We start from the raw sequence: 14,528 nt of genomic DNA on the forward strand, positions 1-14,528 counted from the left end.
CCCTGAAAGTTTATCCTCGTTTATACCTCTCTCGACCATGCCACGATTTCTCTAATATCCTGTGGCTGAGTCCGACAACAGCCACCAATCATACGCGCTCCTGCTTCATACCACTGACGGGCACTCTGTCCGAACGTCTCTGTACAAGTATGGCCTTGCCATGTTTTGGTGACCGGGTCATATTCCTCCCCCAGATTGGGATATACCACCACCGGCTTATCCGTATGACTGTGTATTTCGTGAATAAGGGATGGAATGAATTTGGGCAACGTGCAATTGATCCCTACTGCAGCCACCTGCTCGTGATCATTCAGCCACTTTGCACATGCGGCGATAGACTCACCGTTACTGATATGCTGCTCATCCTTTGCACTAAAGCTGATCCAGGCATACGTGCCGGGGAATTCCTTCAGCAGCCAGGCGATGGCCCTGGCTTCAACCATGCAGGGTATCGTTTCACAAGCTAAAATGTCTGCTCCCGCCTCAATCAAAGCTTTCATGCGCGGCCTGTGAAACTCCATAAGCTGCTCCTCGCTCAGCTTGTAATCACCGCGATACTCTGATCCATCAGCGAGAAACGCCCCATAGGGTCCGACAGAGGCCGCAACCAGCGGCTTGGGACGAGTCTGCTGACTCGCAGTAGCCGTCACATCGGCCCAAAACTCATCTCGTGCCTGTACAGCAATCTGCACCGATGACTGAATAAGCTTCATTGCCTCATTTTTGCTCAGCCCGCGTTGAACATAGCCCTCCACAGTGGCCTGATAGCTCGCCGTAATCGCACAGTCTGCCCCAGCCTCAAAATAATCTCGATGTACACGCTTGATCGAATCTGGATGTTCATAGAGGATTTTGGCTGACCATAAGCTATCGTTTAGATCATGCCCGTGACGTTCTAGTTCAGTCGCCATTGCGCCGTCCAGCACGATCAGCTGAAATTTGTTCAGTATACGTTGTATCGGATTCATGCGGACCCTCCTGCTTGTCTTATCCATTTAACCCACTAACAAGGTTGGAATTAATTTTTTATATTATAGCATGTATGCCGATGAGCACCTCACATTTACATCCTGATGTAACGTATAAATTTTTTAAATTAGTTTCATAAGTTAAATTAATTAGATATTGTTCTTTTTTTCACAAAGTTTTTTTACTATAAAGGTGCAAACCAAACACTTTGGCCAAAAGATCAGGGAATTGCATTGTCACATTTTGCATCATCATTTATGTGAAAAAAGGTACAAGAGAGGGTTTTATCTATGTCTTTACTAGAAATGATTACAGCGACCTTAACAGATAACAGCATTGTCAGTTCTATCGCTTCTACCGTTTTTATTATCCTGCTCGGCTTCTTTTGCCGCAAGAAGGGGATTTTTACCGCAGCCGTAGGAAAGATGCTATCTAAGGTTGTTCTCACCGTGGCTCTACCGGCACTAGCCTTTAATTCTTTCATGCAGGATATCAATCCTACCATATTAAAACAAGGCATGAATGTCTTAATATGGGGGATTCTCATTTATATCATTCTCATCTTTATTTCCAAGCCGTTCTTCCTGAGCTACAACAAGGATAAGCAGGATGTTTTACGGGTACTCACTATTTTCGGTTCTACTACTTTTTTTGGAATTCCCATTGTTGGTGCCATTTACGGTCCTACCGGAGTCATGTACAGTTCCATTTTTAATATAGGCTACCGCATTTTCTTATATTCTTATGGCTATATCAAAATGAGCGGCTTAAAAATGGAGCTTAAAAATCTCAAAACTATGTTTTTGAATCCGATCGTTATCGCGACTTTTATAGGCTTGTTTGTTTGGTTGTTCCAGGGTTATTTACCACAAATGAGTGTGGCTACAGAGGATGGAACCATTCAGCAGTTTGCTTTTCTAAGAATTGACCAAACCGCTGTCTGGCTGTTCAAGCCCATGACTTACCTTGCCGGACTAGCTTCTCCATTGGCCTGGCTATCGATTGGCTCGACTTTGGGTGAGATCAGCTTCAAATCGGCAGCTACAGACAAGACATCATGGTATTACAGCCTTGTTAAAGTTTGGCTAGTACCTATTGTGAACATCGTTTTGCTGGCTTTGTTGACTGTATCTCATATTCTGTCGGTCGATACTGTCGCTTTATCTACTATTGTCATTATGATGGCTACTCCTACAGCTACCGTAGCTGCAGCCTATGCTATCAGTTTTGATAAGGAAGCTGTACTGACTTCCAACGCTTCGCTTCTATCAACTATTACTTCCGTCGTCATGATTCCAGTGTGGATCATTACGCTCAATGTCATCGATAAAATTGGAATTTTCTAAATCAGGGGGAAAACAACATGTTAAAAATCATCTGCTATGGTGCCCGTTCATATGAGAAGCCCTATTTCCATGAGCTTAATAAATATAACTTTCAACTGACGCTGGTAGAAGAGCTACTGACCTCCAGCAATGCAGAACTGGCGCAGCATCACGATGCTGTTTTGTTAAGAGGAAACTGTGCTGCCAATCGAGAAAATCTTACAAAATTCAATAAGTACGGCATTCAATATGTTTTCACCAGAACGGTCGGAATCAACCACATTGATTTGGATGCTTGCAGCGAATTTGGAATGAAGGTCGCACGCGTCCCATCCTACTCTCCGAATGCTATTGCAGAGTTATCCCTAACGCTGGCTATGATGCTGCTCCGTCACACCGCTTATATGACTACCAAAAGCTCTTTCAAAAATTTTATTGTGGACGAGCATACGTTCAGCAAAGAGATTCACAATTGTAAAGTCGGGATTATCGGGGTCGGTCGCATTGGTCTGACGGAAGCCAGATTGTTTAAAGGATTAGGTGCTTCTGTTATCGGCTATGATGTGTACCAATCGGACGCGGCCAAGGCCGTCGTTCCATTCACAACCTTGGATGAGTTACTGGCAGAGAGTGACATCGTCAGTGTGCATGTTCCTTACCTGCCGGGACAGAACGACCAAATGATTAATGCCAGCTTTTTAGCAAAAATGAAAAAGGGAGCTATTCTCATCAACACCTCACGTGGGGAATTACAAGATAACCAAGCCATTCTGGATGCATTGCTCAGCAATCATTTGGAAGGGTTCGGAACAGATGTCTTTCCTAAAGAGGAAGAACTATTTTTCAAAGCATTTGACCCATGGCAAATGCTCCCGGACCCAACAATCCAGAAGCTTGTGGAGCTGTATCCAAGAGTTTTGGTAACCCCTCATGCGGGCTCGAATACGGTTACTGCGTTATCCAACATGATTGAAACCAGCTACGAAAACTTCCATGATTTCATTACAACTCATTCTTCGGACAATCTGGTTCCACTTCCTGTTCTCGCTATGAAATAATGCAGAAAGTCTGGTACACTCATTGGAAAGTAAAGAACCGCTATCTCCAGATCATACTGGAAATGGCGGTTCTTTTATATCAGGATTGATCTGATAGAGCATTAGTGGTCTTCCAACCTTGTGGTATTCTATCGATTCAATTAGGAAGCCATCGTCTACTAGGAACTGAATATATTTTTTGACTGTAATCCGGGACAAATCCACTTCTCTGGCTAAGGTTTCAACCGAAAAGGGTCCGTCCAGCTCTTGGATACTCTTCAGTATGGTAGTCATGGTCAGTTTGGACAAGTTTTTTGACAGATTTTTTGATAGATTTGGAGGTAGATGTTCAACAGTTTTTTTCTTTTCCACACCCATAGGCTCTTCTTTATTAAAATATTGATCAATGACAGCCTGATTAATTCCGTTCCCTTCCTCCATTACCGTGGCCAGACGCTGGATTTTCTCCACAGCCAGCTTAAAACGTTCAAATGTAAAAGGCTTGATTAGATAGTCCGCCACTCCATAAAAAACAGCTTCCTTCACCGTTTGGATATCCTTTGCAGCCGTAATTAAAATAACCGAAGCATGGTACTGATGCTCCTGCATATGGGATAGCAAGGTTAATCCGCTTTTTCCGGGTAAATACACGTCCAGCAATACCAAATCCGGTGTGTGTTTCTGAAGATAATCCCGCGCTTTCTGGACGGTATCTGCTTTACCTACCACATCCAAGTTGTCCATACGCTCAATAAACTGTTGGTTGAGCTCAGCAACCATGGGATCATCCTCAACAATGAGTACCTTCATTCACTCGTCACCTCCAATGTACAGGGCAACTCTACATAGATACTTGTTCCCAGGCCAGGTTGGCTGTCAATTTCAATGATGCCCTGGTGATTATCCACCATGGTTTTAACCAGATTCAAGCCGTAACCCCTGTCCTCTCCTTTGGTTGAGAAGCCATGCTCGAATATTCTTTGTTGCATTTCGGAATCAATCCCCATACCATTATCCTTCACTTTCAAAATGAACACATTTCCCTCGCACTCATAATTCAATTTCAATTCAATTTTGCCGGGTTGTTTTTTTTGTAAAATGGAGTCTATCGCGTTGTCAAAAAAATTGCCCAATATGTGTATAACATCATGAACAATGTCCTGCATCTCCACATTAGAGACATTCGAGCTCTCTTCCAGTAACACCGAAATATTTTGCTCGCGTGCTTCGTTGATTTTTCCCATAATAAAACCTGCTAACGCCGGAACCTTAATTCTCTCTGTTAGAAAGCCTACTTCATTTTGATACCGGTGATTTAGCTGCTGAATATACTGACTGACCTCTTCATATTTCCTCATCTCAATCAGTCCGGAGATCACGTGCATTTTGTTCATAAACTCATGCGTCTGTCCGCGAAGAGAGTTAATATAATATTTGGTGCCACTTAACTGATTACTAAGATGAATCATTTCGGATTGATCGCGCAGCGTAGCCACTGCCCCAAAAAACTCATTTTCTACATGTATAGGGGTTACTGTCGCAATGACTTCTATACCATTCACATAAAATGAGCGGTCCTTGATCTTCTTCTTATCATCAAACACTTTCTTGAAGAGCGCGTTATAAAAGTTGGTATCGATCTGCTCGCCAATCGGAGCTTTCTTGTCTTGATTCGCCAATTGGTACTTGGCCTTAGCTTCCTTGTTCATAAGCATAATTTTCTTATCAGCGGAAATGGCTATAACGCCTTCAGAGACTTCATTTTCAATAATTACTTTTTCACGTAATCGTGTTGCTATCTCTTGTGGCTCCAGCCCAAATAAAATCGTTTTGATTTTTTGCGCCAGAATGATCGCTCCCAGAACTCCACTAAAGAGCCCCAGCATCAGTCCTCCAAAAATGGTATACTGCGCCTGCATCAAATCATGATTTAGCGTTCTCATGGTCAGTCCTACACATACAATGCCAATGACCTCATTCTGTTGATTGAATATCGGCGTAAAATAACGGTAGCCTTGACCCAAAACACCGATATTCTCAGAGAAATGTCCCTGACCGGATAGCGCCTTTCTAGCATCATTCAGATCAGAGAACGGCTTGCCAATCATGGTTTCATTCGGATGTGATAGCCGAATTAAATCGTGGTTCAGTATGACTACAAAATCTACATTAACGTTATGCATGACTCCAAGCGAGTAATCCTGGATCTGTCTCACAGGAACTCCCCGCTCAACATTACGAATCACATCGTTGTCACTGGCAACCACCTTGGCAATACCCGAAAGTTTTTCCTTCGTATTATCAAAATGCTTGTTAATCACGAAATTACGAATGAGAAGCAAGGATATAATCAAGGAAATAATAATAACTAAAACAACCAAAATAATAATCATGAATTGTAGCGAAACTTTGAATTGTCTTCTCGGTTTCAACTTGCCTTTTAACCGCAACCCTATCACCCAGCTTCTTTATCAAGCTCTCCATGAGAAGAAGAGCCTATCTTGCCCCTATAATCCCTTTTTATTCGACATTGTTTGACAAATTCCCTTCTTATTCTGCAAGCTTTACGCGTCTCATCGGGAATTAACGTAGTCTGTACCTGAAATAGAACAATATGCTGAATAAGGAAAGATCAATCCTCCATAATAAGGACGTATACCTAACGAAAGGGAGGATAACGGATGATTGACAATCTCGAAAGCAATTACGACTGCTCCCATGCAGGACAAGACCTTCACCAGCTCAAGCAGGAGCTCGCTACGCTTCAGGCACAAGGTGCCAACGACCAGGCATCCAAGGAAGCCATTCATCGGCTGGAAAATCAAATTTCGTTCATCTTGAACAAATGCGATATTAACCATTAGTCGAGTCTGGCTGGTTCGGTAAAATAAAATACAAAACCGGCTTGCCTAAAAAGACAAGCCGGTTTTGTATGCTTAAGTTTATGCACAAACGAGTACAAACTTCACAAAATTCCTCGTATCTCATCCAACGACTGCACCTTTTCCTGCTGCATCCATTGTTCTAGTCCATATACCAGCTCAGCCCCTGCATGTAAATGGACAAAATTATACGTTCCCACCTGAATAGCGGCGGCCCCTGCCATGGTAAATTCAATAATGTCCTCCACCGAGCTGATCCCGCCCATCCCGATCACGGGAATCGATACCGCCTGCGCCACCTGGTGAACCATGCGCAAGGCAATCGGCTTGATTGCCGGGCCGGAAAGGCCTGCATACGTGTTGGCAAAGACACTGCGACGCCGACGTATATCTATTTTCATTGCAGAAAATGTATTGATCAGCGAAACCCCGTCCGCGCCTTCTTCCTCGCACATCACTGCCATCTGCGTGATGTTCTCTGCATTAGGAGATAGCTTGACGATCAGCGGAAGTGCCGTCACATTGCGCACCTGACGCACAACCTCCCGCGCTACCTCCGTCTGGATACCAAATTGCATTCCACCCTGCTTCACATTGGGACATGAAATGTTCAATTCCAGCATGTCAACGCCTCTGCGGTTCATTGTACGGCGTTTTTGCGCGTTTTCCGTAATCATGGCTACGGCCTGAACGTATTCCTCCAGATTGGAGCCGCCCACATTGGCAATAACAGCCGTATTCCAGCGAGTCATGTCATCCAGTTCATCCTTCAAAAAAGCCGCCACGCCTGGATTTTCCAATCCTACACTATTCAGCATACCGGATGCTGTCTCATGTATTCGTTGCCCCGTATTCCCCGCCTTTGGATGAAGGGTTAGTCCCTTGCCGACGATGCCGCCGAGTAGCTCAGGAGAATAGAATTCTGCATACTCACGCCCGAACCCAAACGTACCGGATGCCATGATAATTGGATTTTTGAACGGTACACCTGCTATATTACATGCCATGGAGATCATCGAACTCCACCTCCTCCACCGGGAATACCGGCCCTTCCTTACATACCCTCCGATTGCCTTCACGGGTACGCATGGTGCAGCCCAAACATGCGCCAATACCACAGGCCATGTGTCTTTCTGTTGAAATATATAAACGGGACGCTGTACCCGCCGTTTTCAACGCAAGTGCTTGCAACATCGGAGTGGGCCCACAGGAAAACATATTCGCATAGCGAGCAGGATCGACCTGTTCGATGATGCTCCCCCCCACTTTGACCTGTACAGATGCTGCCGCTGCCTCGAACGCTTCAACCCCAAAGGCTTGCTGTGCAAAACCCAGATAAACGTCTGCATGTGGGTAATATTTTGCAGCCAACAACAAAGGTGCTGTACCCATGCCACCGCCGATTAAAGCTAGACTGCCCTCGACCTGCGGAAACCCGTTTCCGAAAGGTCCTTCCAACTGAATCTCCTGACCAGGCTGTAATTGGGAAAATAGATTGGTCCCCTCTCCAACAACCCGGTATAAAAAGGAAATACTCTCTTCCCCGATATCATAAATGCTGATGGGTCTTGGCAGCAGTGGGTAACCATTTCCGCTGCGCAGCATGTAGAACTGACCCATTTTCCCTTTATATTTGCCCTCTATCTTCATTACATAAATGCCCGGAACGAGCGCCACATTTGAAATTACGTTAGCCATATAACCCCTCCACTAACCACTCACTATAACGTAAAAGCAGCAACTATTACGTGACTATTTTCACATTTACAGATGATGTTTTGCTCGATGGCTCGTATATAAAAAAAGCGTACTCCTGTTAGAGAGTACGCTCGTGCATTTTAACTAATCGCTTCGCGCTCCGCATTGCGGCTGCCGCTCGCATCCTTGCGAATTTGCTTGCTGCGTAGCTGTCCACAGGCCGCATCAATGTCGACTCCGTGCTCCAGCCGAACACTACAGCTAATGCCTTGCTTTTTCAGCACATCATAGAAGCCAGTAATCGACTCCGACTCACTCCGCTGGTATTGACTATGCTCATCCACCGGATTGTACGGAATCAGGTTCACATTCGCCAGATTGCGACGATGGCCCACCAGCTCAGCCAGTTCGAGCGCATGCTCCTTACCGTCATTAACATCCTTCAGGAGGATGTACTCTAGCGTAATCCGACGATTGGTTTTGTCCAAATAATAATCAATCGCCTGCATGAGCTTCTCAATCGGGATCGCCCGATTGATCTTCATAATGCGGGTACGAATCTCATTATTCGGAGCGTGGAGGGAGATCGCAAGGTTGACGTGCAGATCGGAATCTGCAAATTCAATAATTTTATCGGCAAGGCCACTTGTGGACACAGTAATATGCCGCGGCCCAATCGCCAGCCCTTTGTGATCCTTAATGACCCGAATGAAATCGGACAGGTTCACAAAGTTATCAAACGGTTCGCCAATCCCCATTACCACAACGTGACTGACCCGGTCGCCCGGACGTTCCTGGTCCAGATACAGCTGCACCTTCATGATTTGTCCTACAATTTCACCACTGGAAAGGTCACGGCTCTTCTTCAACAATCCGCTCGCACAGAAGCTGCATCCAATGTTACATCCCACCTGGGTCGTCACACATACGGATAGTCCAAACTTATGCCGCATTAATACCGTCTCAATCAAATTCCCATCCTGCAAGCGGAACAAAAACTTGACCGTCCCGTCTGCTGATTGTTGCTTCACGTGTTCTTCCAGGATTTCAATAGAGAAGTGCTCTGCCAACAAGCGAGTACAACTCTCGTGAACCTCTGTCATCGCCGCAAAATCAGTAATTCGTTTCCGGTACAATGCGTCCCATACCTGTAATGCCCGAGATTTTTTATGTCCATGCTCCATGAGCCATGCTGTCAATTGGTCTAACGTTAATCCATAAATGGATTCCTTTTTCATGTTCGATCCTCTTTTCACAAACGTTAAAATTCGTATTTCTATATATAAACCCTAGCCATCACGACTCGTCTCAACTATCATTGCATCATAGCATGTTTGAGCGCTCTGCGCTATTCAAACACTTCTTTTATTGTCCCAAATTTTAATTATGAACACAAGGGGGCAGGCTGATGAAACCCTGTTCAACAACAGCACGCAAAGACAGGATGACGGACACCGTGAATGATATGATTACAACCAAGGAAGGTGATGTGGTTGGAATGGTTGGTTCGGATCAAGAACGCACTCGATCTAATGGAAGATAGAATGCAGCAACCCCTCAATATCGATGAAATTGCAAAGGCGGCCTACTCGTCTCCCTTTCATTTTCAACGGATGTTTTATATGCTGACTGGCGTTACGGTAGCAGAATATGTGCGCAAACGTCGATTGACCCTGGCTGCTCAGGAGTTGAGTCTTTCTACCACCAAAGTACTGGATGTTGCGTTCAAATACGGATATGATTCCCCCGAATCTTTTTCTAAAGCGTTCCGAAAGGTACACGGTATTTCTCCCTCTGAGGCCAGAAACCCGGGAGTGAACCTGAAAGCCTTTCCGCGCATCACCTTCCACCTATCGCTGAAGGGAGATCAGGAAATGGATTATAAAATTGTAGAGAAGGCGGCGTTTACGGTCATTGGGAAGTCCATTCAAGTTACTACTAAGAACGGTGAAAATCTTCGGGAAATCCCAAAATTCTGGGATCGGCTTAACGGAGATGGCACATCAGATCGCATTCATGCCTTGGGGACAGGCGACGATATACTCGGTATATGTCTGGACATGAAGCATGGTGAGGAGACGTTTAGCTACCTTATCGCCGCAGAGGGTAACGAAGACGTAGCAGCCTCGAACGGATTAGAAGCCAGAACCATCCCGGCTGCCACCTGGGCCGTGTTTACATCCACCGGCCCTATGCCTCACTCGATCCAGAAGGTATGGCAAAGAATTTACCAAGAATGGTTCCCTGCCAGCAATTATGAGCATTCGGGCGGTCCCGAGCTGGAAGTGTATACCATGGGGGATGCTCATGCTGAGGACTACCGAAGTGAAGTATGGATTCCGATTACGAAAAAATAAACAAACGAACCGGCTGCCTATTGCAGTCGGTTTGTTATCGTATGCTCAGGACAATTGCCCCAGTTCTTTCTTTAACACAGAATATAGCCTTGCGCTTGCTAGCTTCAGCGGTACCTCGGTTGCTTTACAAAGAAGACCAAAGGACATATCGATCAGGCTGCCGCTTAATTGCCTCACCGCTGTTCCTGCCGGGACAGGATGGACTAGAATTTGGGGCACAAGGGCAATCCCCAATTCACATTCCACATAAGATTTCAGAGCCGTCATGCTACCAATTTCCATCGTGTCTAACGTGGTTATTCCATGTTCCTTCATGACCATTTCAAGTTTGCGCCGATAGGGACAGATGGACGACGTAATAAGTAGGCGATGCCCTTGCAAATCTGCGGGTCCAATGCACTCCTTTTGTGCAAGAGGGTGATGTTCAGGCATCAAAACTACAAAATTCTCCTTAAATAAAGGTTCAAAATATAGTTCTGTACCCAAATCCGGAGCGGAGCATAATGCGATGTCCACATCCCCTTTGAGAATACGCTCGCTTAATGTAGGGGTATTCCCAAACTCAACAGAAATCCGAATGTAAGGATAATGGTTTAAGAATCGCTTTAAAATTTCAGGTAGTCGGTAACTGGCGGTCGGTTCAGTCACCCCTATACGAATGTCGCCTGCGGTTCCCTTTTGCAGGTTCTCCATATTTTCCTGCAATTGCTCCATATCTTTTACAATATGCAGACTTTGCTCGTAAAACATCCTGCCCGCTTCAGTTAACTTTATTTTCTTGCCCCGTTCAATCAGCTGAACTCCTAGATCGGATTCCAGTCTCTGTATTTGCATCGTCACGGTGGATTGTGCATAATTCAACGCTTCCGCTGCACGCATAAAACTTCCGCAATTCACAATCATCTGAAATGTTTTAAGTGCTTTAATATCCATTCTCCTACTCCTAAGTCGCTCGTTTAATTCAGTTTTATTGAATTTCAAGTTCAGTTAATTCAATTATACATAATATAATACATCCTCTACAATGATCCATATTAGATCATATTATTTTTCACACAAAACTAACGAGTTGGATAAGGGGCGGACATACATGGATTTACATCAAAAAGTAGCACTGGTTACAGGAGGCGGTACAGGAATTGGGAGAGCCATATGTATGGAGCTGGCGGATCGTAAGGCTACGGTAGTCGTAAACTATTCCCGTTCTAAAGACGATGCAGAGGAAACCGTAGGTAGGATACTTGAACAGGGAGGAAGTGCAATTGCATTACAGGCAGATGTTTCCCAAGATCGGGAAGTTCGAGCGATGGTCGAGCAGATCGTTCTGCAATACGGCACGGTTGATGTACTGGTGAATAACGCCAGCATTACACATCATATTCCGATGGATGATCTAGAGGCCGTTACGGAAGCGGTGTGGAATGATCTCTTGGATGTCAATGTGAAAGGCATGTTTCACTGTGCCAGAGCCGTGGCTCCTTATATGAAGCATCGTCAACAAGGAGCTATCGTCAATCTGGGAAGTATAGCTGGACAAACAGGGCTAGGTTCCTCGCTACCCTATGCAGTATCCAAAGCAGCCGTTCACGGGCTGACCAAGTCGTTAGCACGATCGCTGGCACCTGATATTCGAGTCAATTGCATCGTACCAGGCGCGGTGGCCACAAGATGGTGGGCAGGTAGGGAAGAACAAATGAAACAATTGGCTCCCCACTTGCTGCTACAGCGCATTTCCACACCTGAGGATATTGCTAGCATGGTCTGCTCTGCTTTGGAACAGGAAGCCATGACAGGCCAGATCATTACGATAGACAGCGGACAAACGCTATAAAGTTACTGGGCTTCTAGGTAAAAAACAAGCCGCCTTCTTAGACAGAAGGTGGCTGTTAAGCTAGAACCTAAAAAGGAGAATGCTCCCGCAAGTTTGCCGGGGCGTTCTCCTCCTTATCTTATTCATAAATGATTTAAAACACTTTATTCTAATGATGATGAATACGACGTTTATTTCTCAAAATGTTGCGAATCATCTTATGATTAGGGAGCTGCCTGAATAACATATGTCCTGGATGCGGATTGGCCTCAATAATCCAGATTTGACCGCTCTTTTCAATAGCAAGATCGATGCCCAGCTCGCGAACCGGATGATTTTGGTCAATCGTGTCGGCAATGATTCTAGAAAGCTCAATGACCTGGTCCAAAATCTCTTTCATTTTCGCTCTGTCATTTTTAAAAACCCTTAAAAGCACTTTGGACAACGGCGCCGCATGTCCTCCCTTCCGATAGTTGGTAACGACCTTTCGAGGTGCAGCGACACGGCCGGTTATCCCTGAAATGACCCATTCCGATTCCGGCTTCTGCATATACACTCTGGCATCAAAAATCGAACCTTTGTACTTGGCTAACTTAAGTCCTTGCTGTACCAAATAACGACGATGAGGTCTCCGATAGCTTCTAATTGCTCTTCTTACAGCGTGGGATCTAACGACTCTGCGACTGGAGCCGCAACGAACCTCATATCTCCTCCCTACCTTTTTCGCGCGTATGATGCCGGTTCCTCCACTGCCATAATTAGGCTTGATAAAGACAGTGCGGTAGGTATCCAGCATCCGTAAAGTCCTTGCATTCGTAATCCAGCGGGTTTCGGGCAAGTGCGAGCGTAAAATGGGATGTTGTTGCATTTCCTTGTATTGAATCATCTTTCCAATGGGCACGAATATCCCTCGATTCTGTTGGGTTTTTGCACACACTACATGAATATGCATCTATATTCTATCTTGGTAACGGCGAATGCCACAGTTTGCTATGTAAGAGGCAAATCTCCTACTCTCTCTAAGCCAAGTCTTCTTTGATTTCAAAGAGAGAGAGGGGTACTATAGGTCTTTACATGACGCAATTATTGTAAATACCTATAAAGTTAATCCCAATAATATATTGGACCAATAACAACTCTAGATATATGATGTATTAAAAAATAACGCGAGGAGGAACGATAACATGTCTGTTTATGATTTTCAAGCAACCTCAATTAACGGGAAACCGATTGAATTGTCAGACTATAGAGGTAAGGTTCTCCTTATTGTAAACACTGCCAGCATGTGTAGCTTCTCCAGCCAATTCGCTGATCTGCAAAAGCTCTATGAAAGACGGAGAGAACAAGGTTTTGAAATCCTTGCTTTTCCTTGTAACCAATTCAATGGAAAAGAGCCGGGTAGCAATTCGGAGGTTCAGGGAATTTGTCAAATTAAGCATGGAGTAACCTTCCCATTATTTGAGAAGACGGAGGTAAGAGGATCTTCCCTTCATCCTTTATTTCAATATCTGACCCAACAGGCACCGTTTCAAGGCTTCGATACCCAGGCCAAAGACGGCCAATGGATGGACGATTTCTTGCAGGATAAATATCCAGAAATATACGTTGGCGACGGTATCAAGTGGAATTTTTCCAAATTCCTGATTGATCGCGGCGGCTATGTAAAAGCCAGATTTGAAGTAACAACGGCAACCTGTGCTATTGACCCTGTCATCGAATCGCTATTGTAGTTTTCCTGGTCACTTCTTTAGATTCTTAAACAAAGAGTATCAAATGACAAAAACGTATATTTGTCATTTGATACTCTTTGTGTTATCCTGACTTCAAGGAGGTGACTCACACGGTAAGTCAACCGTGTCTCTATGGAAAAGTCCTCAGATATACTGACCAAGGAACAGATTCTTATCGCTACAGAAGACACCCTTAGACGTTTTGGTGTAACCAAAAGCTCCGTGACGGATGTTGCCAAAGTGTTAGGAGTAAGTCACGGCACTATTTACCGACACTTTAAAAGTAAAGCCGAGCTTCTTGAAGGCGTGACCGAAAAATGGCTAAATGAAAAGATTATCGATCCGTTAACGGAGATATGCCAGGATTCATCTGTGCTAGGAATATCGCACTTAAAACGATATATACAGACCTTGGTCGAACTTAAGCAGTATTATGCCCGCGATGACGAGGAAATGTTCGAGATGTATACCCGGGTCACCGAGCAAGCCGCGGATTTAATCGACCAACATATCGCCCACATTGTGGATCAGCTCGCTGATATTATTGTGCGCGGGGGTATCACAGCGGATCAGCCGCCCCAACTGGCGCGTACGCTTTTCTATGCCACAGCCCGTTTTCATCATCCCGCACATGCTTATGAATGGAAGAATCCGACGATTGATCAGGAGTTTGCAGAAGTGTGGATGCTTTTAGAAAAAGGGATATCTTAAAATATATAG

General features: G+C 44.9%; 16 protein-coding genes. 8 read left to right on the forward strand and 8 right to left on the reverse strand.

From position 1 onward, the window contains the following. Nucleotides 1-20: 20 nt before the first annotated feature. Nucleotides 21-968 carry a homocysteine S-methyltransferase gene (gene mmuM / locus ACH59B_RS24730; protein ID WP_016822592.1) on the reverse strand — a complete coding sequence of 316 codons (948 nt, stop codon included), beginning with the start codon at nt 966-968 and terminating at the stop codon, nt 21-23. A 291-nt stretch (nt 969-1,259) separates the two neighbouring features. Here mmuM and ACH59B_RS24735 point away from each other — a divergent pair, with 291 nt between their 5' ends. Both ACH59B_RS24735 and ACH59B_RS24740 read left to right on the forward strand, forming a co-directional pair. Further along, a complete protein-coding gene (locus ACH59B_RS24735; RefSeq protein ID WP_017426083.1) occupies nt 1,260-2,315 on the forward strand; it encodes an AEC family transporter in 1,056 nt (351 codons plus the stop codon). 17 nt (nt 2,316-2,332) lie between these two features. Beyond that, the gene (locus ACH59B_RS24740) at nt 2,333-3,352 is read left to right on the forward strand and encodes a 2-hydroxyacid dehydrogenase (protein ID WP_404302945.1); all 1,020 of its coding nucleotides are present in this window, start codon (nt 2,333-2,335) and stop codon (nt 3,350-3,352) included. Between the two features lie 51 nt (nt 3,353-3,403). Here ACH59B_RS24740 and ACH59B_RS24745 read toward each other — a convergent pair whose 3' ends face one another. After that, entirely contained in the window at nt 3,404-4,141 is a 738-nt protein-coding gene (locus ACH59B_RS24745) for a response regulator (protein WP_404302947.1), read from the reverse strand. Beyond that, on the reverse strand, nt 4,138-5,763 hold the full coding sequence (locus ACH59B_RS24750) for an ATP-binding protein (protein WP_404302949.1): 1,626 nt from the start codon (nt 5,761-5,763) through the stop codon (nt 4,138-4,140). Before ACH59B_RS24750 ends, ACH59B_RS24745 begins: the two co-directional genes overlap by 4 nt. Before the next feature lie 249 nt (nt 5,764-6,012). Here ACH59B_RS24750 and ACH59B_RS24755 point away from each other — a divergent pair, with 249 nt between their 5' ends. Next, the gene (locus tag ACH59B_RS24755) at nt 6,013-6,195 is read left to right on the forward strand and encodes a hypothetical protein (protein WP_016822587.1); all 183 of its coding nucleotides are present in this window, start codon (nt 6,013-6,015) and stop codon (nt 6,193-6,195) included. A gap of 101 nt (nt 6,196-6,296) precedes the next feature. Here ACH59B_RS24755 and ACH59B_RS24760 read toward each other — a convergent pair whose 3' ends face one another. The 3 genes from ACH59B_RS24760 to rlmN form a co-directional block, all read right to left on the reverse strand. Further along, nucleotides 6,297-7,229 (reverse strand): dihydroorotate dehydrogenase, encoded by a 933-nt coding sequence (locus ACH59B_RS24760; protein ID WP_017426080.1) that lies wholly within the window; start codon nt 7,227-7,229, stop codon nt 6,297-6,299. Then, a complete protein-coding gene (locus ACH59B_RS24765; RefSeq protein ID WP_290404947.1) occupies nt 7,210-7,911 on the reverse strand; it encodes a dihydroorotate dehydrogenase electron transfer subunit in 702 nt (233 codons plus the stop codon). The genes ACH59B_RS24760 and ACH59B_RS24765 overlap by 20 nt, the downstream gene beginning before the upstream one ends. A 140-nt stretch (nt 7,912-8,051) precedes the next feature. Then, complete coding sequence (gene rlmN, locus ACH59B_RS24770; RefSeq protein ID WP_016822584.1) at nt 8,052-9,149, reverse strand: 23S rRNA (adenine(2503)-C(2))-methyltransferase RlmN; 1,098 nt, start codon at nt 9,147-9,149, stop codon at nt 8,052-8,054. A gap of 170 nt (nt 9,150-9,319) precedes the next feature. Here rlmN and ACH59B_RS24775 point away from each other — a divergent pair, with 170 nt between their 5' ends. Both ACH59B_RS24775 and ACH59B_RS24780 read left to right on the forward strand, forming a co-directional pair. Then, complete coding sequence (locus ACH59B_RS24775; protein ID WP_256620833.1) at nt 9,320-9,454, forward strand: hypothetical protein; 135 nt, start codon at nt 9,320-9,322, stop codon at nt 9,452-9,454. Continuing rightward, a complete protein-coding gene (locus tag ACH59B_RS24780; RefSeq protein WP_016822583.1) occupies nt 9,399-10,268 on the forward strand; it encodes an AraC family transcriptional regulator in 870 nt (289 codons plus the stop codon). The genes ACH59B_RS24775 and ACH59B_RS24780 overlap by 56 nt, the downstream gene beginning before the upstream one ends. A gap of 45 nt (nt 10,269-10,313) precedes the next feature. Here ACH59B_RS24780 and ACH59B_RS24785 read toward each other — a convergent pair whose 3' ends face one another. Beyond that, a complete protein-coding gene (locus ACH59B_RS24785; protein WP_039276479.1) occupies nt 10,314-11,201 on the reverse strand; it encodes a LysR family transcriptional regulator in 888 nt (295 codons plus the stop codon). 157 nt (nt 11,202-11,358) lie between these two features. Between ACH59B_RS24785 and ACH59B_RS24790 the strand changes: the two genes are divergently transcribed. Further along, nucleotides 11,359-12,099 (forward strand): SDR family NAD(P)-dependent oxidoreductase, encoded by a 741-nt coding sequence (locus tag ACH59B_RS24790; protein ID WP_016822581.1) that lies wholly within the window; start codon nt 11,359-11,361, stop codon nt 12,097-12,099. 148 nt (nt 12,100-12,247) lie between these two features. Here the strand turns inward: ACH59B_RS24790 and ACH59B_RS24795 are convergent, their stop codons facing one another. Further along, on the reverse strand, nt 12,248-12,979 hold the full coding sequence (locus tag ACH59B_RS24795) for a YheC/YheD family protein (protein ID WP_025366187.1): 732 nt from the start codon (nt 12,977-12,979) through the stop codon (nt 12,248-12,250). A gap of 283 nt (nt 12,980-13,262) precedes the next feature. Between ACH59B_RS24795 and ACH59B_RS24800 the strand changes: the two genes are divergently transcribed. Both ACH59B_RS24800 and ACH59B_RS24805 read left to right on the forward strand, forming a co-directional pair. Continuing rightward, nucleotides 13,263-13,808 carry a glutathione peroxidase gene (locus tag ACH59B_RS24800; RefSeq protein WP_016822579.1) on the forward strand — a complete coding sequence of 182 codons (546 nt, stop codon included), beginning with the start codon at nt 13,263-13,265 and terminating at the stop codon, nt 13,806-13,808. Nucleotides 13,809-13,940: 132 nt separating this feature from the next. Next, nucleotides 13,941-14,519 carry a TetR/AcrR family transcriptional regulator gene (locus ACH59B_RS24805; RefSeq protein WP_016822578.1) on the forward strand — a complete coding sequence of 193 codons (579 nt, stop codon included), beginning with the start codon at nt 13,941-13,943 and terminating at the stop codon, nt 14,517-14,519. Nucleotides 14,520-14,528: the final 9 nt, after the last annotated feature.

It is taken from the genome of Paenibacillus sp. DP01 (genome assembly GCF_044784315.1).
GTDB classification, from domain to species: Bacteria; Bacillota; Bacilli; order Paenibacillales; family Paenibacillaceae; genus Paenibacillus; species Paenibacillus polymyxa.

Excerpts from the sequence above, each read along its gene's own strand:
- mmuM (WP_016822592.1), bottom strand. The coding sequence starts at position 968 with ATGAATCCGATACAACGTATACTGAACAAATTTCAGCTGATCGTGCTG.
- ACH59B_RS24735 (WP_017426083.1), top strand. The coding sequence starts at position 1,260 with ATGTCTTTACTAGAAATGATTACAGCGACCTTAACAGATAACAGCATT.
- ACH59B_RS24740 (WP_404302945.1), top strand. The coding sequence starts at position 2,333 with ATGTTAAAAATCATCTGCTATGGTGCCCGTTCATATGAGAAGCCCTAT.
- ACH59B_RS24745 (WP_404302947.1), bottom strand. The coding sequence starts at position 4,141 with ATGAAGGTACTCATTGTTGAGGATGATCCCATGGTTGCTGAGCTCAAC.
- ACH59B_RS24755 (WP_016822587.1), top strand. The coding sequence starts at position 6,013 with ATGATTGACAATCTCGAAAGCAATTACGACTGCTCCCATGCAGGACAA.
- ACH59B_RS24760 (WP_017426080.1), bottom strand. The coding sequence starts at position 7,229 with ATGATCTCCATGGCATGTAATATAGCAGGTGTACCGTTCAAAAATCCA.
- ACH59B_RS24765 (WP_290404947.1), bottom strand. The coding sequence starts at position 7,911 with ATGGCTAACGTAATTTCAAATGTGGCGCTCGTTCCGGGCATTTATGTA.
- rlmN (WP_016822584.1), bottom strand. The coding sequence starts at position 9,149 with ATGAAAAAGGAATCCATTTATGGATTAACGTTAGACCAATTGACAGCA.
- ACH59B_RS24775 (WP_256620833.1), top strand. The coding sequence starts at position 9,320 with ATGAAACCCTGTTCAACAACAGCACGCAAAGACAGGATGACGGACACC.
- ACH59B_RS24780 (WP_016822583.1), top strand. The coding sequence starts at position 9,399 with ATGTGGTTGGAATGGTTGGTTCGGATCAAGAACGCACTCGATCTAATG.
- ACH59B_RS24785 (WP_039276479.1), bottom strand. The coding sequence starts at position 11,201 with ATGGATATTAAAGCACTTAAAACATTTCAGATGATTGTGAATTGCGGA.
- ACH59B_RS24790 (WP_016822581.1), top strand. The coding sequence starts at position 11,359 with ATGGATTTACATCAAAAAGTAGCACTGGTTACAGGAGGCGGTACAGGA.
- ACH59B_RS24800 (WP_016822579.1), top strand. The coding sequence starts at position 13,263 with ATGTCTGTTTATGATTTTCAAGCAACCTCAATTAACGGGAAACCGATT.
- ACH59B_RS24805 (WP_016822578.1), top strand. The coding sequence starts at position 13,941 with ATGGAAAAGTCCTCAGATATACTGACCAAGGAACAGATTCTTATCGCT.